The 22,707-nt window shown below is 46.8% G+C and carries 22 protein-coding genes and 3 tRNA genes; 13 read left to right on the top strand and 12 right to left on the bottom strand.

Going from position 1 to position 22,707, the window contains the following annotated elements:
• Nucleotides 1-55: 55 nt before the first annotated feature.
• The 3 genes from RJ47_RS07465 to RJ47_RS07455 all read right to left on the bottom strand — a co-directional run bounded on the left by RJ47_RS07465 (nucleotide 56) and on the right by RJ47_RS07455 (nucleotide 3,431).
• Nucleotides 56-1,927: a methyl-accepting chemotaxis protein gene (locus tag RJ47_RS07465; protein WP_005476358.1), complete on the bottom strand. Its 1,872-nt coding sequence runs from the start codon at nucleotides 1,925-1,927 to the stop codon at nucleotides 56-58.
• 199 nt (nucleotides 1,928-2,126) lie between these two features.
• A complete protein-coding gene (locus RJ47_RS07460) occupies nucleotides 2,127-3,197 on the bottom strand; it encodes an AI-2E family transporter (RefSeq protein WP_005476379.1) in 1,071 nt (356 codons plus the stop codon).
• A complete protein-coding gene (locus RJ47_RS07455) occupies nucleotides 3,198-3,431 on the bottom strand; it encodes a sulfurtransferase TusA family protein (RefSeq protein ID WP_038133817.1) in 234 nt (77 codons plus the stop codon). It lies immediately after the preceding gene.
• Between the two features lie 235 nt (nucleotides 3,432-3,666).
• On the opposite strand from RJ47_RS07455, the gene RJ47_RS07450 reads away from it, so the two are divergent.
• From RJ47_RS07450 to RJ47_RS07435, 4 genes are read left to right on the top strand one after another with little or no spacing between them, the layout of a single operon-like run.
• Nucleotides 3,667-5,118, top strand: coding sequence for a tetratricopeptide repeat protein (locus tag RJ47_RS07450; RefSeq protein WP_039482892.1), 1,452 nt, complete (start codon nucleotides 3,667-3,669; stop codon nucleotides 5,116-5,118).
• Nucleotides 5,119-5,134: 16 nt separating this feature from the next.
• A complete protein-coding gene (arsC, locus tag RJ47_RS07445; protein ID WP_005476375.1) occupies nucleotides 5,135-5,479 on the top strand; it encodes an arsenate reductase (glutaredoxin) in 345 nt (114 codons plus the stop codon).
• Nucleotides 5,476-6,045, top strand: a complete 570-nt coding sequence (gene wrbA / locus RJ47_RS07440; RefSeq protein WP_039482889.1) for an NAD(P)H:quinone oxidoreductase — start codon at nucleotides 5,476-5,478, stop codon at nucleotides 6,043-6,045. Before arsC ends, wrbA begins: the two co-directional genes overlap by 4 nt.
• Before the next feature lie 2 nt (nucleotides 6,046-6,047).
• Entirely contained in the window at nucleotides 6,048-6,476 is a 429-nt protein-coding gene (locus RJ47_RS07435; protein ID WP_005476385.1) for a DUF2069 domain-containing protein, read from the top strand.
• A gap of 315 nt (nucleotides 6,477-6,791) precedes the next feature.
• On the opposite strand, the gene RJ47_RS07430 is transcribed toward RJ47_RS07435, so the two are convergent.
• The gene (locus RJ47_RS07430) at nucleotides 6,792-8,066 is read right to left on the bottom strand and encodes a DUF2066 domain-containing protein (protein WP_039482887.1); all 1,275 of its coding nucleotides are present in this window, start codon (nucleotides 8,064-8,066) and stop codon (nucleotides 6,792-6,794) included.
• 250 nt (nucleotides 8,067-8,316) lie between these two features.
• On the opposite strand from RJ47_RS07430, the gene RJ47_RS07425 reads away from it, so the two are divergent.
• Nucleotides 8,317-9,561 (top strand): uracil-xanthine permease family protein, encoded by a 1,245-nt coding sequence (locus RJ47_RS07425; protein ID WP_039475844.1) that lies wholly within the window; start codon nucleotides 8,317-8,319, stop codon nucleotides 9,559-9,561.
• A 49-nt stretch (nucleotides 9,562-9,610) separates the two neighbouring features.
• Here RJ47_RS07425 and ybaK read toward each other — a convergent pair whose 3' ends face one another.
• From ybaK to hemA, 8 genes are all read right to left on the bottom strand, one after another.
• Nucleotides 9,611-10,087, bottom strand: a complete 477-nt coding sequence (ybaK, locus tag RJ47_RS07420; RefSeq protein WP_005476383.1) for a Cys-tRNA(Pro) deacylase — start codon at nucleotides 10,085-10,087, stop codon at nucleotides 9,611-9,613.
• A gap of 82 nt (nucleotides 10,088-10,169) precedes the next feature.
• Nucleotides 10,170-11,831 carry a bifunctional UDP-sugar hydrolase/5'-nucleotidase UshA gene (gene ushA, locus RJ47_RS07415; protein WP_038134675.1) on the bottom strand — a complete coding sequence of 554 codons (1,662 nt, stop codon included), beginning with the start codon at nucleotides 11,829-11,831 and terminating at the stop codon, nucleotides 10,170-10,172.
• Between the two features lie 378 nt (nucleotides 11,832-12,209).
• Nucleotides 12,210-13,061, bottom strand: a complete 852-nt coding sequence (kdsA, locus tag RJ47_RS07410; protein ID WP_038133802.1) for a 3-deoxy-8-phosphooctulonate synthase — start codon at nucleotides 13,059-13,061, stop codon at nucleotides 12,210-12,212.
• A gap of 43 nt (nucleotides 13,062-13,104) precedes the next feature.
• Complete coding sequence (locus RJ47_RS07405; RefSeq protein ID WP_039482885.1) at nucleotides 13,105-13,914, bottom strand: SirB1 family protein; 810 nt, start codon at nucleotides 13,912-13,914, stop codon at nucleotides 13,105-13,107.
• 19 nt (nucleotides 13,915-13,933) lie between these two features.
• A complete protein-coding gene (locus tag RJ47_RS07400; RefSeq protein ID WP_038133797.1) occupies nucleotides 13,934-14,317 on the bottom strand; it encodes a SirB2 family protein in 384 nt (127 codons plus the stop codon).
• A gap of 10 nt (nucleotides 14,318-14,327) precedes the next feature.
• Nucleotides 14,328-15,188: a peptide chain release factor N(5)-glutamine methyltransferase gene (gene prmC, locus RJ47_RS07395; protein ID WP_039482883.1), complete on the bottom strand. Its 861-nt coding sequence runs from the start codon at nucleotides 15,186-15,188 to the stop codon at nucleotides 14,328-14,330.
• 3 nt (nucleotides 15,189-15,191) lie between these two features.
• The gene (gene prfA, locus RJ47_RS07390; RefSeq protein WP_005476361.1) at nucleotides 15,192-16,280 is read right to left on the bottom strand and encodes a peptide chain release factor 1; all 1,089 of its coding nucleotides are present in this window, start codon (nucleotides 16,278-16,280) and stop codon (nucleotides 15,192-15,194) included.
• Nucleotides 16,281-16,323: 43 nt separating this feature from the next.
• Nucleotides 16,324-17,580: a glutamyl-tRNA reductase gene (hemA, locus tag RJ47_RS07385; RefSeq protein WP_039482880.1), complete on the bottom strand. Its 1,257-nt coding sequence runs from the start codon at nucleotides 17,578-17,580 to the stop codon at nucleotides 16,324-16,326.
• A 160-nt stretch (nucleotides 17,581-17,740) separates the two neighbouring features.
• Between hemA and lolB the strand changes: the two genes are divergently transcribed.
• The 8 genes from lolB to RJ47_RS07345 all read left to right on the top strand — a co-directional run bounded on the left by lolB (nucleotide 17,741) and on the right by RJ47_RS07345 (nucleotide 22,610).
• Nucleotides 17,741-18,358: a lipoprotein insertase outer membrane protein LolB gene (gene lolB, locus RJ47_RS07380; RefSeq protein ID WP_038193280.1), complete on the top strand. Its 618-nt coding sequence runs from the start codon at nucleotides 17,741-17,743 to the stop codon at nucleotides 18,356-18,358.
• The gene (gene ispE, locus RJ47_RS07375) at nucleotides 18,355-19,227 is read left to right on the top strand and encodes a 4-(cytidine 5'-diphospho)-2-C-methyl-D-erythritol kinase (RefSeq protein WP_039482877.1); all 873 of its coding nucleotides are present in this window, start codon (nucleotides 18,355-18,357) and stop codon (nucleotides 19,225-19,227) included. The genes lolB and ispE overlap by 4 nt, the downstream gene beginning before the upstream one ends.
• 29 nt (nucleotides 19,228-19,256) lie before the next feature.
• On the top strand, nucleotides 19,257-20,201 hold the full coding sequence (locus RJ47_RS07370; RefSeq protein ID WP_038133791.1) for a ribose-phosphate pyrophosphokinase: 945 nt from the start codon (nucleotides 19,257-19,259) through the stop codon (nucleotides 20,199-20,201).
• Nucleotides 20,202-20,347: 146 nt separating this feature from the next.
• A complete protein-coding gene (pth, locus tag RJ47_RS07365; RefSeq protein ID WP_038133790.1) occupies nucleotides 20,348-20,938 on the top strand; it encodes an aminoacyl-tRNA hydrolase in 591 nt (196 codons plus the stop codon).
• 10 nt (nucleotides 20,939-20,948) lie between these two features.
• Nucleotides 20,949-22,040, top strand: coding sequence for a redox-regulated ATPase YchF (gene ychF, locus RJ47_RS07360; protein WP_038133789.1), 1,092 nt, complete (start codon nucleotides 20,949-20,951; stop codon nucleotides 22,038-22,040).
• Nucleotides 22,041-22,308: 268 nt separating this feature from the next.
• Nucleotides 22,309-22,385 (top strand) — tRNA-Met (locus tag RJ47_RS07355).
• A 37-nt stretch (nucleotides 22,386-22,422) separates the two neighbouring features.
• Nucleotides 22,423-22,507 (top strand) — tRNA-Leu (locus RJ47_RS07350).
• A 28-nt stretch (nucleotides 22,508-22,535) separates the two neighbouring features.
• Nucleotides 22,536-22,610: transfer RNA gene (locus RJ47_RS07345), tRNA-Gln, on the top strand.
• The last annotated feature ends 97 nt before the right edge of the window (nucleotides 22,611-22,707 follow it).

Raw genomic sequence — 22,707 nt, 5'->3', positions numbered from 1 at the left:
AGCCCTAAACGAATAAAAACGCCAGCGACTTCGCTGGCGTTTTGTTTTACTCTGATTAAACAATAAACTTGTTCAAGATGTTGTCTTGCTCTCGAACATTTTCGGTTTGAACCTGCATCGCGATGTTGGCGTTTTCAGCCGCATCCGCTACCTGAGTCGACAGGTCCTTAATTTTGACCGTGTTTGCGTTAATCTCTTCCGCCACCAAGCTTTGCTCTTCTGCCGCAGAAGCAATCTGCATGTTCATATCGGTAATACGTTGGATTGCATCACGAATACGTTGCAGCGCGCCATCTGCCGCTTGAGCTTTATCTACAGCATCAACCGCCGTGTTCTTACTCTCGTTCATTGCGGCAGAGACTGAGCTTGCGCCCGACTGCAATTGTTCGATCATACTGCGGATTTCAGTGGTTGATTCTTGTGTACGCTGAGCCAAGGTGCGAACTTCATCAGCCACCACCGCAAATCCACGACCAGACTCTCCTGCTCGCGCCGCCTCAATCGCCGCATTCAATGCCAGCAAGTTTGTTTGGTCAGCGATATCGTTAATTACTTTCAAAATGGTTTCGATGTTTGCTGTCGCTGATTCAAGACCTTGCACTTCTTCAACCGCTTGATCAATACGAGCAGACAAGGTGTCGATTGACATCGTGGTATCGCTCACGACCGATGAACCATCTTGAGTAGCTTCATCTGCCTCACGAGCCGCTGCAGCAGCGCCTTGCGCATTGTTCGCGACTTCCGTTGCAGTGACCGCCATTTCATTCATTGCCGTGGCAAGCTGTTCAAGCTCTTGCAACTGGCTACGCATCGCCTCTGCAGATTCATGCGACCCTTGGACCGTCATTTCTGTACCACGAAGAATTTCCGCACCAATCGCTTTAGACTGCTGAATTTGCTTTTGTAGCGTTTCAGTAAAGGTGTTGAAACCTTCGGCTAGCTGAGCAAATTCTTTGTCCGTGTTCGTGTCAAGACGCTTAGTTAAGTCCCCTTGTCCAGACGCAACATCTTGAATCGCCGCGTTAAGTACATCTAGAGGGCGCATCAACACACGAATCAAGAAGGTCAAAATCAGAACGCTCAATACGACGCCAATAATGCCGTAAATCATCGAGCTACTGCGCATAGAGTCGATAGCAGCAAACGCAATGTCTTCGTCAACAATCGCACCAATATACCAATTTTCAGATGGCACTTTGGTAAAGTGGACAAGGTAGTTCACACCGTCTTTTTCAAAGCGTTGATTGCCTTCGCTCACCGTGGCTTTAGGCAGATATGAAGAGAGGTTTTCGCCGTTGTTTTTAGCATCTGGGTGCGCGATCGTCGTTCCGTCTGCGGTGACGATAAATAAGTAGCCTGCATCAAGTAAGTTAACACTGTTGACCAAGTCAGCAAGACCACCAAGTTCTAAGTCATAGAACATACCCGCAATAAAACGACCGTTTTCTTTCACCGGTGTACCGATGGAGATAATCACTTTTTTAGAGGAGACGTCAACATAAGGGGCAGTAACCACCAATTGACCTTTCGATTTGGCATCAATAAACCAAGGACGGACACGTGGATCGTAATCTGGTCCAGCTTCCCAGCCGTCATCATTTTCAATCACGAAACCATTGCTCTCATAACCAAAACCTACTGCGAGAAAGCTGCTTTTCAGTGTTGGTTTCTCAAGAATATTTTTAACGTAAACTTGGTCGTTTGGTGCTAGCTCAATCACTTCTGTCATCGATTTTGCTAGACCTTTTTTACTTTCCATCTCTGAGACAACGGTATTTTTGACCCCGTTTACCATCTCAGTCAGGCTGGTATCGACGAGTGCTTCAACCTCTTCTTTAACCGTGCTCAACTGCTGAATAGACAACAGAGCAACAGTCACTAGCAGCAATCCAGATGAGGCCGCAACGATCTTCTGGCTAAATTTCATATCTTCCCTCAAATTTGTCAGTAATAATTATAGTTGTTGTAATATTCTTGTTATCGCCCTGACTAACGTTTACTTAAGAAATTTCTTACAAAAACTTACGTGTGTAAATGTAATTTTACGAGAAGATTGCGAAAACCGACAAAAAAAGCCCCAAACTTTTGTTTGAGGCTTTATCTATAAGCGAGAGGAACAAGTGACATTATGTGCTTGGGTGCACTTCCTCGTCGTGGCTAGGCAGTGCATTCCATACGGCTTTTACTAAGGTTGCTAAAGGAATGGCGAAGAACACCCCCCAAAAGCCCCACAAGCCGCCAAATACCAACACCGCGACGATAATTGCAACAGGGTGCAAATTAACTGCCTCAGAAAACAGGACCGGTACTAACACGTTGCCATCTAGCGCTTGGATAATGCCATAAGCAATCAATAGCCAGTAAAACTGCGGGGTGAGCCCCCATTGAAACAGACCTACCATCGCCACTGGTACCGTAACTGCCGCCGCACCGATGTAGGGAATCAGTACAGACAGACCAACCGCAACGGCAAGTAATACCGAATAACGCAAGTCAAGAATGGCAAAAGTCACATAGCTAACACCACCAACAATGAGAATCTCCATCACCTTGCCGCGGATGTAGTTTGAGATTTGCTCGTTCATCTCATGCCACACTTTGTTCGCTAAACGGCGATTACGAGGTAACACGCCGCTCGCCATTTCAATCATTTCTTGTTTGTCTTTCAGCAGGAAGAAAACAAGCAGCGGCACCAAGATTAGATACACAGCCAAGGTTGCAAGACTAACCAAAGATGCCAATGATCCTTTTACAACCGTTTCGCCCATGCCGATGGCTTGGTTTTTCGCATTCGTCACCAAAGATTCGACGATTTGGAAGTTTTCGAGTTCAGGATAACGATGAGGAAGTTCAGCGATGAAACTCTGCAAACCGACATACATGGTTGGTATGTCATTAATTAGGTTTCCGACTTGTTGCCAGATGGTCGGTACTAAGCCGAATACAGCCACCAGCATCAAGCTACTGAATCCAAGTATCACCAGTATGACCGCTAACGTACGAGGAACACCTAAACGAGACAGTTGAGAAACTGGCCACTCCAGTAAGTAAGCAAGAACAATGGCAACTAACAAAGGTGCGATTAAATTGCCGAAGAAATAGATGGTAATAAAACCAAATAGGAGAATGGCAACAAGACTCACCGCATGCGGGTCTGAAAAACGTCTCTTATACCAACGGCTTACCATTTCAAACATTCAACACATTTCCTTAGTTCTGTTCACGTGGATTCGGAAGTGGTCATCCATCTCTTCAATCAACAGGTCAAAAGATTGCTTTTGAAGAAATTTTTGAATATCACTTTTAGAGCTCGATTCGCGAATAAGAATGCAGCAGGAGTCACCAACCTTTAATAGATTAGTGTGACGCTTAGCAAGTAACAGTGCCAGCGGACACCGCTCTTGGCGTAAATCCAAAATATTAGGTTCCATTCTTTCGCTCGATGCTTATCATGGAAGCATTGTATAGTGTTTTTTTAAACGCGTCAGTGTAAAAAGTTAGCGACGAAGATCTTTCACACGCCGCTGACTTAGCAGACCTACAGTCCAATATAAGAGTTGGATTGCGTGACGAAACCATCTCAATGATGAAGTGTCAAAAAGGTACCTGTCAGTCAATCAAATCCAACATCTGACAATGTTATCAATGGAGTATCATCTGAAATCTATGTTAAAACGTACGCGTTCTTTGGTCTGCCTCTGTGTTTCTGCCGCACTCGTTTCACCTTCGATTAGTGCAAACAGTATCGAGCTTCCAGACATCGGCACGACGGCCAGTAGCACTCTCACAATTGATCAAGAGCTCATCTACGGTGACGCTTACATGCGGATGCTGCGCTCGAGTCAGCCCATCGTCAATGACCCCGTTTTAAACGAATACGTGAGTAACTTAGGCCACCGATTAGTTGCGAATGCGGACGACGTAAAAACCCCATTTACCTTTTTCATGATTCGTGACAGAAACATCAATGCTTTCGCGTTTTTTGGCGGTTACATTGCGCTCCATTCTGGTCTATTTTTACACGCACAAAGCGAGAGTGAACTCGCCTCAGTTGTTGCCCACGAGATTGCCCACGTCACACAGCGCCACCTAGCGCGAAGCATGGAAGATCAAGCACGGCGCTCTCCTGCAACCTTAGCCGCACTGGCAGGTTCATTATTGCTCGCCATCGCGTCCCCACAAGCTGGGATGGCAGCTATCACGGCAACGACAGCTGGTAGTATGCAAGGGACAATTAACTACACCCGTAGCAATGAAAAAGAAGCCGATCGCTTCGGGATCGCCACCTTAGCCAAGGCAGGATTTGAACCGAAAGCCATGCCAAGGTTTTTTGGCCGCCTCGCAGATGAGTATCGCTACGCCAGCACGCCGCCGCCGATGCTGCTGACTCACCCGCTCCCTGAAGACCGTATCACCGATAGCCGAGTAAGAGCACAAAACTACCCTGAACCTCGCGTTCAGCCCTCGCTCGATTACAATCTCGCGCGCGCGCGAATCGTCGCTCGATATGCAGGGATACAAGCCAAAGCCGCTCAAGACTGGTTTGAGCGTACGGAAAAGAAAGCAGACCCAAGCATCAAAGTCGCATTTCAATACGGGAAAGCACTGGTTCACCTCGATAATAACGAGCTCGAAGAAGCGGACAAAATCTTACAAGAATTGCTAAGCCGCGATCGTAACAATCACTTTTATCTGGACGCGATGTCCGATCTCTATATCGCACAGAAGAAGCCAGAGCTCGCACAGTCGATGCTTGAAAAAGCGATGGCCGCAACACCAAACAATGCGGTGATCACCATCAATTATGCCAATGTATTGATCAAACGAGAGAAGAACGAAGAAGCGATTCGAGTGCTGCAGCGTTATACACATGACTATCCAAATGACGTAAATGGCTGGCATCTGCTTTCGGAAGCCAACATTCATCTTGGTCGTAGTGATGAAGATTTAGCGGCGCGTGCCGAAATTCTCGCCCTAAAAGCAAACTGGAACAAAGCCATTCAATATTACACTCAAGCGAGCCAACTCGCGGAGTTAGGAAGTTTAAAACAAGCCAGATACGATGCTCGTATTGATCAGCTTCTGGTCCAACGAGAGCGTTTCTTAGCATTACAATAAAAACAGGAGTTCACCTATGTCAGTCGTGATTATTCATAACCCACGCTGCTCTAAAAGTCGCCAAACCCTCGCTCTACTTGAAGAAAAAGGTATTGAACCGGAAGTAGTTAAATACCTAGATACACCACTGAGTATTGAAGAACTAAAAACGCTCTACACTCAACTGGGTGTTGAGAATGTTCGTGCCATGATGCGCACCAAAGAGGCGCTCTACAAAGAGCTCGATTTAGCAGAAGCCGATGACGAGACACTGTTCTCAGCGATGGCGAACAACCCAAAACTCATCGAGCGCCCTATCGTTGTGAATAACGGTCAAGCGCGTCATGGTCGCCCGCCAGAGCAAGTACTTGAGATTCTATGATCTGCCAAATCATTGTTCTGTATTACAGTCGCCACGGCTCTACGCGAGCGGTGGCGAGGCAAATTGCACGCGGTATTGAATCTGTCGAAGGTTGCGAGGCATTGCTGAGAACCGTTGAAGAGATTGATGGTTCGGACCAAGCAGACGACCCAATAATTACGCTCAATGAACTTAAGCAGTGCCACGGTTTAGCCATGGGTAGCCCAGTATGGTTTGGCAACATGGCGGCTCCTTTAAAGCATTTCTGGGATAAGAGCACCGCGCTTTGGGTATCAGGTGATCTGATAGATAAGCCAGCCTGCCTCTTCACCGCGTCTTCAAGCCTACACGGCGGACAAGAAACAACGCTGCAGACTATGATGCTGCCATTATTGCATCATGGGATGATGATATTGGGTATCCCCTATTCACAACCAAAGCTGCACACCACGACAAGTGGCGGAACACCATATGGTGCAACAACCGTCAGTTCCGGTACTGCGGGACTCACCGCAGATGAAATCGAACTGGCGCAACAGCTTGGAAAACGGCTCGCCTCGACGGCACTGAAAATGAAGGAATCATAACCATGCACGAGATGCAGCCTCAAACTAAGCGGTTTCGTATGCTTGCTCTGTTTGGCAATTTGGCGTTACTCGCTTGGATTGCCTTGTGGCAACTGAGTTTATCTCCGCACCCGCACATCAGTAGCACCACACTTGCGATCGCTTGGGCTATCCCACTGTTACTGCCGCTACCCGGGATTTTGGCAGGAAAACCTTATACCCATGCTTGGGCGAACTTCATTCTCATGTTTTACTTTCTACACGGTTTGACCATCCTGTATGTCGATGGTGGAGAGCGCTGGCTAGCTGTTGTAGAACTGCTTCTTGCGACAAGTGCGTTTTTTGGCAATATTCTCTACGCCAGAGCACGAGGAAAAGAGTTAGGCTTGAAGTTAAAAAGACTATCAAAAGTTGAGAAAGAAGAAAAAGCGCGTTTCGAATCAGACAACTAGGGTCTGTTGATCTTTCGAGCTGATTTTTGCAGCAGTTTGTGGGAAATTTCTACAAGGCAGAGGCTTTGAAGTGTAGCTAGCCTACATGAAAAGCCGATAACGCAGTAGAAATGAACCACAAACGCTGCCCGAAGGGTTCGGCTAAAATCGTTTTATGCTTTGTTAAGGGGTATTTACTTAGAATGACTAGGCTACACACCCCTTGCCGCGTCTAAAACGATTTTATCTCGAACAAAATTTAACCGAGAAAGGTCAACAGACCCTAATATCATCTGAAACAATTAGGGCTGCAAATGCAGCCCTTTCTCGTTTTTATTAGCCGTTGGAACTCGTGGAGCTATCCAAGGCTTCCCCTTCAATGTCGCTCGATACGTCGTTCGCATCTTCAGGTAGAACCTCAACTGGCGCAGTGTAAACATACGGTTTGCCCTGCCACTCGAACTGTAAGATAGATTCTGCAGGAATCACGTCTGGCAAGCTCTCGACTGTGACAGGTTGAATCGCTTCTGCGTCGTTTGATTCTGTATTCACAACCGCTACATCTTCAGAACGAGAGATTTCAGTCTCCGCCGCTACTGGCGGCACAACCTCACGTTCAATGGCGTTTTCTAATTGCACAACAGGGGCAACACGTTTAACTTCTTGTTCGAACTCCGCTTGAGATGAGAGCAAGTGAATATTGAACGTCACTTGATTACCTTGAATCTTCAAGATATCAATCGCAGCCACTGAGCTGAGCCCTTTTAGCTTGTTCTCCAACGTAAAAAAGCCAACCGCATCATTGAGCTCTGTAAAGCGTACTTTCAGGGTTTCAGATGATTCACTCGCCACAACAACGGCACTTTTCTTAGCGTAGTAATCGCTGATTTGATTGACCATTTTGCTTGCTGCATCCGCACCATTGTTCGAGCCTGTAATAGGCGCTTGACGCGTTACACCCACAGTCGCAGGCTTTTGATCATACAAGGTCCATCTGACGCTGTTGCCTTGCGCTTTCACTACCAACACAGCATCAACTGGATAGCGCTGACTGGCTTGACCCACAGGTAAGGCAAACCCTCCCCATAAATCAGACACGCTTAAACCGGTAATATCATCAAAATCGCCAACAGGAACCGTCAATGGCAGCCCGCGTTTATCGGCTTCTTGCTTCATCTGAGTCAATACGGAAGAATCAGCATGCTCCCACACAATATTGCGCTCTGCTTGTCCTTCTTCAACCAACCAGACCAACAAGTTCGCGCGTTCTGCAGGCCAAACGGGTAGCTGCGCTTGACTTAACAAAGAGCGGATATGTGGTGCACTGAAGCCCATTTTAAGTGTTTGCGAACCATTCAAGTCACCATAGCTGATCTGAGTCAGGTATTGACCGTTTTGTTTCAAGGCTTTTTGTACAACCTGATTGCTGATGGCATTCCGATCACCAGAGGCTTTAACAATGACCTCTTTCATGCCTTCCACACGTGCTTTGGCGTCGGCATTGTCCACCGCTTGGTCCAGAATCACTTCTGAACGGTACAAATCAACAGTGGTTAAAGCCATTGCAGGCAATCCGACCAAACTTAAAGCCAATAAAGCTAAATGACGCATACTCTTCCTAGGATCCAGTTTTCACTTTAAACGTCGATGATAAGCAACTATTGATAATGGAGCAACTAAAGCTCTCTGTAATCCAGTCCTACGTAATCACCAACACTCGCTTGCATTTTGGTCATCTATGAATAAAAACCAAAATATTTGATCCAGTTCAGATTGCAATCGTTTGGCACGGTGATAAAATCCCGCGAATTTTATTTTTGTAGAGTAATTACTACTTACCGCCACCCAAAGGAATAACGATATGAAAAATGCCATCCAAGGCGCTCAAATGCTGTTCGTCGCATTTGGTGCCCTCGTTCTTGTGCCATTGTTAACTGGCCTCGACCCAAGTGTTGCCCTGTTCGGCGCTGGTATCGGTACCCTTCTTTTCCAATTTGTTACTCGCCGCACCGTTCCAATCTTCCTTGCCTCATCTTTCGCTTTCATTGCTCCGATTCTTTATGGTGTTCAAACATGGGGCATTCCTGCGACCATGGGTGGTTTGATGGCTGCAGGCTTCGTCTATGTGGCGATGGGAGCATTAATCAAAGTGCGTGGTGTGGAGATTATTCACAAGCTGTTGCCACCCGTCGTGGTTGGTCCGGTAATTATGGTAATCGGCCTTGGTTTAGCTCCGGTCGCGGTCAACATGGCTTTGGGTAAAGTCGATGGCGCACAAGTGATTGATGCTGATGCGTCGCTGGTTATCTCTGTCGCATCACTGCTTACGACCATCGTACTGAGCGTGTTTGCAAAAGGCTTTTTGAAACTGACGCCAATTCTTGGCGGTATTGTTGTGGGTTACTGCCTAAGTTTGGGCTACGGCATCGTTGATTTTACTCCAGTAAAAGAAGCAGCATGGTTTGCTCTACCAAACTTCACCATGCCTGAGTTCAACATCAACGCGATTCTATTTATGATTCCGGTCGCAATCGCCCCTGCAGTAGAACATGTGGGCGACATGTTGGCTATCTCTAACGTGACGGGTAAAAACTACATCAAGAAACCAGGCTTACATCGCACTATTACTGGTGACGGTGTGGCGACCATTGCCGCTTCTATGGTCGGTGCACCACCAAATACTACCTACTCAGAAGTTACGGGTGCCGTCATGCTGACGAAAGCATTCAACCCAGTGATTATGACTTGGGCTGCGGTTACTGCCATCATCCTGGCTTTGGTCGGTAAACTTGGTGCGATACTGCAAACCATTCCAATGCCGGTCATGGGCGGCATTATGATTTTGCTGTTTGGTTCCATTGCGACGGTGGGTTTAAATACTCTGATCAAAAACAATGTTGACCTACACAAATCTCGCAACCTAGTGATTGTTGCGATCACGCTTGTGTTTGGCATTGGCGGCATGGCATTTGGTATTGGTGAGTTTAGCCTACAAGGTGTGAGCCTATGTGGCATCGTGGCGATTATGCTCAACCTTATCCTGCCAAAAGAACTTGGCGAAAACCACGTTGTTGATAACGCCCAAATGGAAGAAGAAGCGAAGTAGTTTCTCTTTGTTTAATAGCAAAAAGGGTTGGCACTACGCCAACCCTTTTTTAATCCAGACACAACTCGCAAAACTGAGCCCGAGTGAGCGCCGCTAAATCTTTTGGGGCTAATTCGATTTCTAACCCGCGCTTGCCCGCACTGACACACATGGTTTCTAACGCTTCTGCGCTATTGTGGATAAACGTTGGCAAGGCTTTCTTCTGCCCAAGTGGGCTAATTCCTCCCACCACATAGCCGGTCGTTTTCTGTGCTATATCAGGGTTCGCCATTTCCGCTTTTTTCGCTTTTGCTGCTTTGGCTGCCTGCTTTAGGTTCAACTTCTGGGCAACTGGAATGATCGCAACCGCTAGGTTTTTTGCATCACCATTTACGCTAAACAACAAAGTTTTAAAGACTTTCGCGGGATCTTGACCTAACACTTCCGCCGCTTCTAACCCATAACTGTCAGCACGCGGGTCATGCTCATATTGATGGATAACATGAGGAACTTTTTTCTTCTTAGCGAGATTAATAGCAGGAGTCATACTCCCTCCCAAATTAGCAACAAAAAACGCCACTCAACTGAGTGGCGTTTTAGCTTAATGAGATTTATAAGTTGGAGTCAACTTACTTGTATACCATCTCACCTGATGGAGCGTATTTGTTCACGTCAACTGGGCTGTTTGCTTCTAGGTACTCTTTTAGTACTTCAGCATCTACGAAGCCAGTGTTCACGTGACCTGGGTGACCTGTTAGTTTAGGGTAACCGTCACCACCCGCTGCGTTGTAGCTTGGCACTGTGAAGCGGTAAGTTTCGTCTAGGCGAAGCTGTTTACCACCGATGAATACGTTAGAGACTTCACCGTTTGCCACTGTCATAGAGATACCCGCAAACTGAGCGTATGCACCAGAGTCAACTGGCTTAGTTGCAACAACGTTTAGGTAGTCAAGTACTTCTTGGCCAGACATATCTGTGTAAGTCAGGATGTTCGCAAATGGCTGTACCGTTAGAACGTCTTTGTATGTTACGTCACCCGCTTCAATCGAATCACGCACACCGCCAGAGTTCATTACTGCGAAGTCTGCTTTTGCACGCTCCATGTGAGCCGTTGCGATTAGACGGCCTAGGTTAGTTTGCTGGAAGCGAACCACGTTACGGTCACCTTCAAGCTTGCCATTGGTTTCTGCAATCTTAACGTTAAGCTGCGCTTGACCTTGCTCTTGGTATGGACGTAGGAATTCTAGCAGAGCTTCATCTTGCTTGATTTCATCTTCGATTAGCACGCGTTGGCTCTTACCATCAACCTTGATTTTCTTCTTCAGGTTCACAGGGATAAGATCGTAGCTCACCATTTCTAGCTCGCCATTACGGAATTCGTAATCAGCACGGCCTACGTATTTACCCCATTCGTGAGCCTGAACGATGTAAGTGCCGTTTTGTACATCTGGCTTACACTCGTCAGAAGGCTTGAAGTTTTTCTTAACAACGTTAGGCGCTTCCATACATACTGGCTCTTGAGAGTGACCACCAACGATCATATCTAGAGAACCTTCGTCTAGGTAACGTGCTAGCGCAACATCACCAGGTGCATTCACACCACGATTGCCATTTTCGTAGTGACCCATGTGCGTCACAGCAAAGATAAGATCAGGTTTTTCAGTCTTCTCAAGTTCAGCGATCAGCTTTTTCGCTTCTTCTTTAGGGTCACGGAACTCGATGCCACCAATGAATTCTGGGTTACCGATTTTTTGCGTGTCTTCTGTCGTTAGACCGATAACCGCAACTTTGATGCCTTGTAGGTCAAACATTTCGTAAGCCTGGAACATGCGCTCGCCAGTCTTCTTGTCGTAAATGTTTGCAGAAAGCATTGGGAAGTTAGCCCACTCAATCTGTTTTTCTAGAACGTCTAGAGGATTATCGAACTCGTGGTTACCAAGTGCCATCGCATCGTAACCAATTTTGCTCATACCTTTGAAATCTGGTTCAGCGTCTTGTAGATCTGACTCAGGTACGCCAGTGTTGATATCACCGCCCGATAGTAGTAGCGAGCTACCACCTTCTGCAGCAATTTCAGCGCGCAGCTGATCAATTAGCGTTTTACGTGCAGCCATGCCGTACTCGCCGTATTTGTTCTGCCAGAAACGACCGTGGTGATCGTTCGTGTGAAGAACGGTTAGCTTATAGGTTTTGTCTGCTTCCCACTCATGCTGTGGTGCCGTTGCACAACCAGCTAGAGTTGCCAGGATTGCTGCGCTAATTGCGCTTTTTACGATCAGGCCTTGCTTCATTGTCATACCTTTTGAACTTTTTTTGGGGATTTCCACTGCTTTTTCTTACTGCTCTTAATGAATAGACTCGCTCGGTGAAAATGCACCGCAAGAGCAATAAAACTTGAACTAGTTTAAATTAACCAAAATTACCTAACAGCGAGTTTTCATATTTATGTCGTATTGATCACCTAAATAAACGTTTAAATGTGTAACAAAGCGCCAAGTTTGCACTTCATTTATCAAACGATCACAAGCAAACGTTTGGGTGTGAAGTACGCTCTAGACCTTGCATTTGAGACAGTGAGCGTTTACTCAACAAAGAACGAAAACATGCCCCTTAAAAACCAAAAAAGTTGGCACTTGGCCAACTTTTTTGCTTGAACAATAAATGTACTGTTACTTGATCTCGATATGGTCAAAACCTTTGATCAAATCATCAAGTGCTTTCATCTGTGCCAAGAACGGTTCTAGCTTGTCGAGAGGAAGCGCTGAAGGACCGTCACAACGTGCTTGATCTGGATTTGGGTGCGCTTCAATAAACAGACCTGCAATTCCTGTTGCCAGACCCGCTTTCGCAAGCTCAACCGTTTGTTCACGACGACCGCCTGATGCCGCACCCGATGGGTCACGCATCTGTAGCGAGTGAGTCACGTCAAAGATAATTGGGCTACCGTTTGATGCTTTTTTCATCACACCAAAACCAAGCATATCAACCACAAGGTTGTCGTAACCATGACATGAGCCACGCTCACACAAAATAATGTTGTCATTGCCACACTCGCTGAACTTATCAACGATGTTACCAACTTGACCTGGGCTCATGAACTGAGGCTTCTTCACGTTGATAACGGCACCAGTCTTCGCCATTGCTTCAACCAAGTCCGTTTGGCGTGCCAAAAATGCAGGCAGCTGAATCACATCGACAACATCCGCAACAGGCTGAGCTTGCGCTTCGGTATGAACGTCTGTGATGATTTTTACGCCGAAGGTATCTTTCAATTCTTGGAAGATTTTCATGCCCTCTTCCAAACCTGGACCACGGTATGAATGGACAGAGCTGCGGTTTGCTTTGTCGAAAGAAGCCTTGAACACGTATGGAATGCCCAGTTTCTCGGTCACTTTTACGTAGTGCTCACAGATCTGCATTGCAAGGTCGCGAGACTCAAGCACGTTCATACCAGCAAATAGGGTGAAAGGTTTGTCGTTTGCAACAGGGATATCACCAACGTGAACGATTTTCTGTTCCATTTTCTTCTCTCTTAAATTTTGATTCTATTCATTGTGAATAGACTTAGTGTAAGACAACCTGAGTCGAACTCATGGCGTTTACTTGATTCTTTAGCAATTCGGATGCTGGGTCATCTGGGCATTGATCAATAAAATATTGATAATCGGTCAATGCAATTTGATGGCAATCTAGCTGTTGATAGATAAAACCGCGATCGCGAATCTCATACGGGTCATCGGGGACAAACGTCAGGGCTAAATCCGTGCACCTCAGAGCCAACGTATAGCGTTGCTCACGCAACAGAGCACTTTTCAGTAGAGCCAACCAACGACCAATCACCGTCGGGTTGTCTGTTTCTTTCAAATGACTCGGTTTAAGTTTCGCCAATGGGCCGCTGTGACCAATCAACCAAGCACCAAGCGTATGTTCAGAAACGTATTCACCGTTAAATGGATTGATGTATTGGGAAGTCTCATCGAACCAATCAATCTTGATTAAAAACTGGGTCGGAAACGTGATGCCTTTCACCGGAAAGCCAAGTTGACGCCCAAAGTAAAGCAGAAGCGCGCCTAAGCTAACTGGGATACCTTTACGCCGTTCAAGCACTATATCAATGAAACCGTTTGAAGAGTCAAAATAGGCATCTTGGTCGCCCTGAAATCCCCACTCATGGTAGAAAAGTCGCAATAACGCATCAAATCTCTGCCGCTCATTGGTCTCATGAGCTAATGAAAGCTCTGCTTCTTGCAGTAGTCTATGCAGCTCATTCTCAGCCCAATGCACGTCGGTAGCGGGGTTCACGGCCTTATTCAATGCCAATGCACCTTCTACAAGTTCCATTGCGTCAAAGTCTTCGTCAAACAACTCAAGCATTAATGACTACCTAAAAGTATTAACCAAACAGAATAGGCGTTTTAGTGATGGCAATTTTACCGGCCATCGCTAACCACCCCAAAGCACCAAAGAAAGAAAACGTTCGTAGGAGTTTGTTTTTACCAAGCTTTAGTGCAAAAAAGCCAAGTGCAATGTACGCAAGCACACAGGTGATCTTTTCCGTTAACCAAGGGGCAGCGGCAGTAAACGGAATAAAGCCGGTAACCACAATTAGGTAGATACCTGAAATTAATAAAAACGTGTCATTGATATGAGGGAAAACTTTAAAAAACTTTTTGTCGAGCAATTTGGAATTTGCCATCATCAACGCATATCTTACCGATAATAAGGTCGCACTTAGGGCGACGGTCAGAAGATGAAAATGCTTTAATCCTTCGTACATGTTGTTTCTCTTATTTCTTTTTCGGCCACAATCCGATGGTTACTCGGTCGTTGTTACCGTAATCCTTGAATGTTTCCACCTGGTCATAACCAAGCGATGCTAATAGATCTCGAACGGCGATTCCCTGATCATAGCCATGTTCAAACATCAGCCAACCATCCGGCTGTAGGTAAGAACGGGCAACCTCAGAGATGTATTTGATATCGGCTAATCCGTTGTCCTCTGCCACCAGCGCGCTCAGCGGTTCGAATCGAACATCACCTTGGGAAAGGTGAGGGTCACTTTTCTCAATATAAGGTGGATTCGATACGATCAAAGCAAACTGCGTACCAGATTCAATCGGGTCAAACCAACTACCTGAACGAAACTCACAGTTTGGAATATTAAGCTTCTCAGCGTTGGATGAGGCAAGCTGCCGAGCGTCTTCTTTTAAATCAACGCCCCACACCCTGCGATTAGGTAACTCTGAAGCCAAAGCTAAAGCTATTGCGCCTGTGCCTGTCCCCAAATCAAGGATGTCTCCTTCACTGTCGGACGCTTTATCCAGCGCAATCTCAACCAGTCTTTCCGTGTCGGGGCGCGGAATTAACGTGCTGGGTGCCACATCAAGCGGCAACGACCAAAATTCGCGCTCTCCCACGATATAGGCAACAGGCTCACCGCCAAGACGACGTTCCAACAATGAAGAAAACTGCGTAAGTTGTTCTGCGTCTAGAAGTTTGTCGGGCCAGGTGAGTAAAAAGGAGCGTGGTTTGTCGAGGGCATGGCAAAGTAACACCGCAGCGTCAAGAGAGGGCGAATCACTGCCGCTCTCTTGAAGCCTAACAACGGCGTTTTTTAGTGTGTTTTCAACACTGTTTTCCGTCGACATCGATCAGTTGTTCTCTGCAAGCGCCGCTAGTTGATCCGCTTGGTGCTCTTGGATAACAGGGTCGACCAAACTTGCCAGATCACCTTCCATTACTTCGTTAAGACGGTAGATAGTCAGGTTGATGCGATGGTCTGAAACACGGCCTTGTGGGTAGTTATAGGTACGAATACGGTCACTACGGTCACCCGAGCCTAGTAGGTTACGACGCGTGTCCGACTCTTCCGCCGCACGTTTCGCTTCTTCCGCCTGAATGATACGTGCAGCAAGGACCGCCATCGCTTTCGCTTTGTTCTTATGCTGTGAACGCTCATCCTGACACTCAACCACAGTACCGGTTGGCAAGTGAGTAATACGGATTGCTGAGTCAGTGGTGTTAACGTGCTGACCACCCGCGCCAGACGCACGGAAGGTGTCAATTTTAAGGTCGGCCGCTTTGATTTCTGGAATTTCCGCTTCTGGAATTTCCGCCATCACAGCAACGGTACACGCAGAGGTATGAACACGGCCTTGAGATTCAGTAGCCGGAACACGCTGTACTCGGTGGCCACCTGATTCAAACTTAAGAACACCGTAAGCACCATCGCCAGAGACTTTTGCGATCATCTCTTTGTAACCGCCGTGTTCTGATTCGTTTGAAGACATCACTTCAACGCGCCAACCTTGTTTTTCAGCAAACTTGCTGTACATGCGGAACAGGTCACCCGCAAAGATGCCCGCTTCATCACCGCCTGCACCCGCACGAATCTCTAGGAAACAGTTGCGGTCATCGTTTGGATCTTTCGGTAGTAGAAGAATTTGAAGTTCGTCGGTCAAGCGTTCGATGGTTTCTTTCGCTTCTTTGATCTCTTCTTGCGCCATTTCGCGCATCTCTTCATCGTCTTCTTTCGCCATCTCTTCAGCGGCAACAAGATCCTCTTGAGCTTGTTGGTAAGCTTGGAAACACTTAGTCACTTCCTCTAGCTGAGAGTACTCTTTTGACAAGGCACGGAATTTATCTTGGTCACCGATAATATCGGGATCACCAAGCAGGTGTTGAACTTCTTCGTAACGTTCAACCAGTGTTTCTAGCTTAGTTAGAATCGAGGCTTTCATAGTTTTATTTAACTCAGGTTCGTAATGAATAGTCTTGGGGAGATTAACAATCTTCCAGACCTAAACTTTGTCTAATGATAGCGAGCTTTGCTGGCTCGCCGCGCTCTGCTGCGCTTTGCAACGCACGTGTAGGTGCGTGAATCAGCTTGTTGGTGAGCTTATTGCTCAGCTCCAGAAGGACTTTCTCTGGATCAGCTCCGGCAGCAAGAGACTGAATACTTTTGTTTAATAGCTCTGTTCGAATGTCGTTGGCGCTGCGGCGATAATCGCGAATACTATCGACCGCTTGTAATGAACGAAGCCACGACATAAACGCCGCGCTCTCTTCACTAACAATCGCCTCCGCTTGAATGGCTTCGACTTTGCGTTGTTCGATGTTGTTGTCGACGATCGATTGCAGATCATCAACGGTATACAGATAGGCGTCGTTTAACTCCCCCACCTGTGACTCGATATCACGTGGAACTGCGATATCGACTAATAACATCGGTTGGTAACGGCGAGATTTAAGCGCGCTCTCCACCATACCTTTGCCAATGATAGGCAACGGACTCGCGGTTGAACTGATGACAATATCCGCTTGAGGCAAAAACTCGGGGATGTCTGGCAAACCAATAATCTGCGCACCGAACTCTTCGGCAAGCGGCATCGCGCGCTCCTTGGTTCGGTTGGCGACGATCATTTTTCGACAGCCATTGGCTGACAAATGCTTGGCAACCAGCTCGATCGTCTCACCAGCACCGACAAGCAACACGGTAGAATCTTCCAGCGACTCAAAAATGTGTTTTGCTAGCGTACAAGCGGCATAAGCAACTGATACCGCATTGCCGCCGATGTCAGTCTCAGTGCGCACTCGCTTCGCCACAGAGAATGTCTTTTGGAACAACTTCTCCATCGCAGAGTCAACCGCTTTGCCATCACGCGCGTCTGAATAGGCTTGTTTAACTTGGCCAAGAATCTGCGGTTCACCAAGAACCAGAGAATCCAATCCACATGAGACACGCATCAGATGGCGAATCGCCGCTTGCTCTTCATGCGTATAAATACTCGGCTTCAATGCTTCTGGACTGACCTCATGGAACTGAGACAGCCAGTCGATCAGCTTACTCTTTCCCGCACCTTTGACATCGCAATAAATCTCAGTGCGGTTACAGGTCGATAAAATGACACTGCCGTTCACAGCAGGGTTTTCACTGAGCTGTTTGAGTGCTTCAGGTAACTTCTCCGGCCCAAAAGCAACTTTTTCACGCAGTTCTACCGAGGCCGTGTTGTGATTGATACCTATAGCAAGCAAAGACATGTATCGCGAGTTCTCTGAATCAGATGTGGACAAATAAGGACGGAATTTTACTTGATGGCCCAATTTAATTAAAGGGTATTAGGGATATGTTTTCATTAGTTCGTGATTTCAGTGATATAGTGGCGCCCAACGCAAGGCTTAAATTGGACAAAAGACCCGCATGATGACGAAATTTCGCCCTCTTTGGATTTGTTTGCTGAGCGCTGTCGTATTATCCGGCTGTGCCAGTATTGAAACCAGCAGTACCAATGTTGAATGGCAAACTCACCAGCAACGACTCGCAGCCATCGAACAATACCAATCCAGTGGGAAACTGGGCTATATCTCTCCAGAGCAACGTCAATCGCTCAATTTTCAATGGCAACATGCCGCTCAATCCAGCCAATTGCGATTGACCACCTTCCTTGGTCAAACAGCCTTAAACTTAAAAATTACGCCCTCTGGTGCGTTTGTCGAAACCTACGATGATCAGAGTTTTTCCTCTCCGAGTGCAGAAGCCTTGATCTATCAACTGACTGGCTTAACGCTTCCTGTTGAGCAATTAAATGATTGGCTTTTGGGCAAACCCACCGCGGCAGACCACTACCAACTCAGCGACACCAACACCGTGTTATCACTGACGAAAAAAATCAACGGCCAACAATGGCAACTTTCTTACTTAAACTATCGTGATGTACAAGTAGACGGCGTTCCATTGCCACTGCCACAAAAACTCAAACTGACTCAAAATGACACCTCGATCAATATTGTGATATCTAAGTGGAAAATAAACGAATGATCACGGAAACGACACATTGGCCTTCACCGGCTAAATTGAATCTTTTTCTCTACATCACTGGCCGCCGTGAGAATGGCTACCACGAATTGCAGACTCTATTTCAGTTTCTCGACCATGGTGACAGCTTAAGCATCACCGCAAACTCCAGTGGCGAAATCACATTGACACCTGATATTCCAGGGGTTGCTTTAGAAGATAACCTCATTTGGAAAGCCGCTCAGGCACTGCAAGAAGCTGCCGATTGTACATTTGGCGCGGATATTCAATTAAATAAAATCTTACCGATGGGCGGTGGTATCGGCGGAGGCTCTTCCAACGCAGCAACCGTGCTCGTCGCACTGAACCATTTGTGGAAAACCGGATTGTCCGATGACGAACTGGCGAGCATCGGACTTCACCTCGGAGCCGATGTCCCTGTATTTGTGCGCGGCTTTGCCGCCTTTGCTGAGGGAGTTGGAGAGCAACTGACTCAAGCCTCTCCGAGCGAAAAATGGTACTTGGTCGTGAGGCCAAATGTGAGCATTGCAACCGTAGACATATTCACTCATCCAAAATTGACTCGAAATACGCCGAAACGAGACCTGACAACACTTCTTAACCATGATTACGGAAACGATTGCGAAAAAATTGTTCGAATGCTGTACCAAGAGGTTGATAAGCAACTTTCATGGCTGCTACAATACGCGCCGTCAAGATTGACGGGGACCGGATCGTGCGTTTTTGCTGAATTTTCCAGCGAAAACGAAGCGAAAGCCATCTACCAAAAACTTCCTGACAACGTCTCTGCTTTCGTAGCTAAAGGGCGAAACATCTCCCCTCTACATGAGACGCTGGCTAAGTACCGCTTAGCCCACACACAATCTATCTAAAAACTGGACGCAACCCTGAGGTTTCCACCGTGCCTGATATGAAGCTATTTGCTGGTAACGCTACACCTGAACTAGCCCAACGTATTGCTGATCGTCTATACATCTCTCTTGGTGATGCAACTGTTTCTCGTTTTTCTGACGGCGAAGTCGCTGTGCAAATAAACGAAAACGTTCGTGGTAGTGATGTTTTCATCATCCAATCAACGTGTGCACCAACTAACGACAACCTAATGGAACTTGTAGTGATGATTGACGCAATGCGCCGCGCTTCAGCGGGCCGTATTACAGCAGTTATCCCTTATTTTGGTTACGCTCGTCAAGACCGTCGCGTACGCTCTGCTCGTGTACCAATCACTGCTAAAGTTGTTGCAGATTTCCTTTCAAACGTTGGCGTTGACCGCGTTCTAACTATCGACCTTCACGCAGAACAAATCCAAGGCTTCTTCGATGTTCCTGTAGACAACATCTTCGGTACACCTGTACTACTTGAAGATATGCAGGCTCGTGGCCTAGAGAACCCTGTTGTGGTTTCTCCAGACCTTGGTGGCGTTGTTCGTGCTCGCGCAACAGCAAAAGCACTTGGTGATATCGATATCGCAATCGTTGACAAGCGTCGTCCACGCGCAAACGTCTCTGAAGTTATGAACCTCATCGGTGACGTTGAAGGTCGTGATTGTGTCATCGTTGATGACATGATCGATACAGGTGGCACACTATGTAAGGCAGCAGAAGCGCTAAAAGAGCGCGGTGCTAAGCGAGTGTTTGCTTACGCGACTCACGCTGTATTCTCAGGCAACGCAGCGCAAAACATTGGCAACTCTGTTCTTGACCAAGTGATCGTAACCGATTCAATCACGCTACCAAAAGAGATGGAAGCAACAGGTAAAGTCACTTGCCTAAGCCTATCTCGCATGCTAGCAGAAGCGATCCGTCGTATCAGCAACGAAGAGTCAATCTCTGCGATGTTCAACTAATTTAGTTCAAGTTCGTCAAACATTTAAAAACACCCCTCTTTGGGGTGTTTTTTATTTGCCGCAATGAAAGTATCCGTATCTCGCCCGATGAGAGATATCTGTGCTATCATACGGCGCTTTTTGAGATTCCAAGAGAGATCCTAACCTTGAGTCAACAGATCAAACTTCTTGTCGGCCTGGCAAATCCAGGGCCAGAATACGCTAGAACCCGCCATAATGCAGGGGCTTGGGTAGTAGAAGAACTGGCGCGCGTCCACAACATTACTCTAAAGAATGAAGCAAAGTTTTTTGGGCTAACGGGACGCATCATGATGAACGGTCAGGACCTTCGCCTGCTTATCCCAACCACGTTTATGAACCTTTCTGGAAAGTCGATCGCAGCCATCGCGAAGTTTTACCAAATCAAACCAGAAGAGATCATGGTTGCCCACGATGAGCTGGATTTACCTCCTGGTGTTGCTAAATTCAAGAAAGGCGGTGGTCACGGTGGTCACAACGGCCTTCGCGATACCATAAGTAAACTTGGCAATTGCAAAGATTTTTATCGTTTAAGGATTGGTATCGGCCATCCTGGACACAAAGATAAAGTAGCAGGTTTTGTGTTAGGTAAAGCACCTGCGAAAGAACAAGAGCTTCTTGATGCGGCCGCTGACGAATCCGTCCGTTGCCTCGACATCCTAATCAAGGATGGCTTATCAAAAGCACAAAATCGTCTACACACGTTCAAAGCTGAATAAGGTTATTATCATGGGTTTTAAATGTGGCATCGTTGGTCTACCAAACGTTGGTAAATCAACTCTGTTCAACGCACTAACTAAAGCGGGCATCGAAGCGGCTAACTTCCCGTTCTGTACTATCGAGCCAAACACTGGTGTTGTGCCCGTGCCAGATCTCCGTCTGGACGCGCTAGCGAAAATCGTTAACCCACAAAAAATTCTACCAACAACAATGGAATTCGTTGACATTGCTGGTCTGGTAGCGGGTGCATCTCGCGGTGAAGGCCTAGGGAACAAGTTCCTAGCAAACATCCGTGAAACAGACGCGATTGGTCACGTTGTTCGTTGTTTTGAAAACGAAAACATCGTCCACGTTGCTGGTAAAGTTTCGCCAATCGAAGACATCGAGGTTATCAACCTTGAGCTTGCAATGGCCGACTTAGACTCTTGTGAGCGTGCCATTCAGCGTAATGCGAAGAAAGCAAAAGGTGGCGATAAAGACGCCAAGTTTGAACTAACTGTGTTGGAGAAACTGCTACCTGTATTAACAGAAGGTGGCATGGCTCGTACGGTTGAACTAGCGAAAGAAGAGCTGGCGGCGATTGGTTACCTAAACTTCCTAACGCTGAAACCAACTATGTACATCGCAAACGTGAATGAAGATGGTTTTGAAAACAACCCTTACCTAGATGCTGTTCGCGAATACGCAGAAAAAGAAAACAACGTGGTTGTAGCAGTTTGTGCTGCAATCGAATCTGAGCTGTCTGAACTCGATGATGAAGACCGTGAAGAATTCTTGGCGGATATGGGGATTGAAGAACCAGGCCTAAACCGAGTAATCCGCTCAGGTTACGATCTGCTTACTCTTCAAACTTACTTCACTGCGGGTGTAAAAGAAGTACGTGCATGGACGATCCCAGTAGGCGCGACAGCACCACAAGCGGCGGGTAAGATCCACACAGACTTTGAAAAAGGCTTCATTCGTGCGGAAGTTGTTGGCTATGATGACTTTATCCAGTTTAACGGTGAAAGCGGCGCGAAAGACGCAGGTAAATGGCGTTTGGAAGGTAAAGAATACATCGTAAAAGACGGTGATGTGATTCACTTCCGTTTCAACGTATAATATTCGCTCAAGTCATTGAGTTTAAAAGCCAGCACTTATGCTGGCTTTTTTTATTTCTTCAGATATTCCATCAATAAAGTGTTCGTTCTGCTGTCATTTTGTTATCAGTTTTCGATGATTAACGCGCCTCTTTGTTTAAAAAGAAATCGAACAGTCCGTTTATCTCGATTTATTCAAAAAAACTATTGACGTGATTGGTTCAACTTCGCATAATGCGCCCCGTTCCCGACAAGACAACTACGGATTGTAAGGAACCACAACATGGTATGGCTACGTAGCTCAGCTGGTTAGAGCACATCACTCATAATGATGGGGTCACAGGTTCGAATCCCGTCGTAGCCACCATTCCTAAACATTTTTACGAAAATGATTAGGAATAGATGCGGAAGTGGCGGAATTGGTAGACGCACCAGATTTAGGTTCTGGCGCCGCAAGGTGTGAGAGTTCAAGTCTCTCCTTCCGCACCATGTTTTATAGTCTCGATGACTATGCTGCAGGTCTATCGCCAAGCGGTAAGGCAGCGGCTTTTGATGCCGCCATTCCCTGGTTCGAATCCAGGTAGACCTGCCATTATTGATAGTGTTAAGCCTATTATAAAAATGGCTTGTCACTACGAGCGCAACAGTTTATATTGTCTCGCTCACGAGTGGCTACGTAGCTCAGCTGG

The organism is Vibrio sinaloensis (assembly GCF_000808535.1).
Taxonomy (GTDB): Bacteria; Pseudomonadota; Gammaproteobacteria; order Enterobacterales; family Vibrionaceae; genus Vibrio; species Vibrio sinaloensis_D.
Note: the sequence above shows the minus strand (reverse complement) of the source record. Positions and strands in the feature narration are given on the sequence as shown.

Bases quoted from the DNA above. Each gene is read 5' to 3' on its own strand.
- prmC (WP_039482883.1), bottom strand. From the start codon at position 15,188: ATGTCGACGGAAAACAGTGTTGAAAACACACTAAAAAACGCCGTTGTT.
- RJ47_RS07465 (WP_005476358.1), bottom strand. From the start codon at position 1,927: ATGAAATTTAGCCAGAAGATCGTTGCGGCCTCATCTGGATTGCTGCTA.
- ychF (WP_038133789.1), top strand. From the start codon at position 20,949: ATGGGTTTTAAATGTGGCATCGTTGGTCTACCAAACGTTGGTAAATCA.
- RJ47_RS07400 (WP_038133797.1), bottom strand. From the start codon at position 14,317: ATGTACGAAGGATTAAAGCATTTTCATCTTCTGACCGTCGCCCTAAGT.
- ushA (WP_038134675.1), bottom strand. From the start codon at position 11,831: ATGAAGCAAGGCCTGATCGTAAAAAGCGCAATTAGCGCAGCAATCCTG.
- hemA (WP_039482880.1), bottom strand. From the start codon at position 17,580: ATGTCTTTGCTTGCTATAGGTATCAATCACAACACGGCCTCGGTAGAA.
- RJ47_RS07435 (WP_005476385.1), top strand. From the start codon at position 6,048: ATGCACGAGATGCAGCCTCAAACTAAGCGGTTTCGTATGCTTGCTCTG.
- RJ47_RS07455 (WP_038133817.1), bottom strand. From the start codon at position 3,431: ATGGAACCTAATATTTTGGATTTACGCCAAGAGCGGTGTCCGCTGGCA.
- kdsA (WP_038133802.1), bottom strand. From the start codon at position 13,061: ATGGAACAGAAAATCGTTCACGTTGGTGATATCCCTGTTGCAAACGAC.
- RJ47_RS07430 (WP_039482887.1), bottom strand. From the start codon at position 8,066: ATGCGTCATTTAGCTTTATTGGCTTTAAGTTTGGTCGGATTGCCTGCA.
- ispE (WP_039482877.1), top strand. From the start codon at position 18,355: ATGATCACGGAAACGACACATTGGCCTTCACCGGCTAAATTGAATCTT.
- RJ47_RS07450 (WP_039482892.1), top strand. From the start codon at position 3,667: ATGTTAAAACGTACGCGTTCTTTGGTCTGCCTCTGTGTTTCTGCCGCA.
- prfA (WP_005476361.1), bottom strand. From the start codon at position 16,280: ATGAAAGCCTCGATTCTAACTAAGCTAGAAACACTGGTTGAACGTTAC.
- wrbA (WP_039482889.1), top strand. From the start codon at position 5,476: ATGATCTGCCAAATCATTGTTCTGTATTACAGTCGCCACGGCTCTACG.
- RJ47_RS07425 (WP_039475844.1), top strand. From the start codon at position 8,317: ATGAAAAATGCCATCCAAGGCGCTCAAATGCTGTTCGTCGCATTTGGT.
- RJ47_RS07460 (WP_005476379.1), bottom strand. From the start codon at position 3,197: ATGTTTGAAATGGTAAGCCGTTGGTATAAGAGACGTTTTTCAGACCCG.
- arsC (WP_005476375.1), top strand. From the start codon at position 5,135: ATGTCAGTCGTGATTATTCATAACCCACGCTGCTCTAAAAGTCGCCAA.
- RJ47_RS07405 (WP_039482885.1), bottom strand. From the start codon at position 13,914: ATGCTTGAGTTGTTTGACGAAGACTTTGACGCAATGGAACTTGTAGAA.
- ybaK (WP_005476383.1), bottom strand. From the start codon at position 10,087: ATGACTCCTGCTATTAATCTCGCTAAGAAGAAAAAAGTTCCTCATGTT.
- lolB (WP_038193280.1), top strand. From the start codon at position 17,741: ATGATGACGAAATTTCGCCCTCTTTGGATTTGTTTGCTGAGCGCTGTC.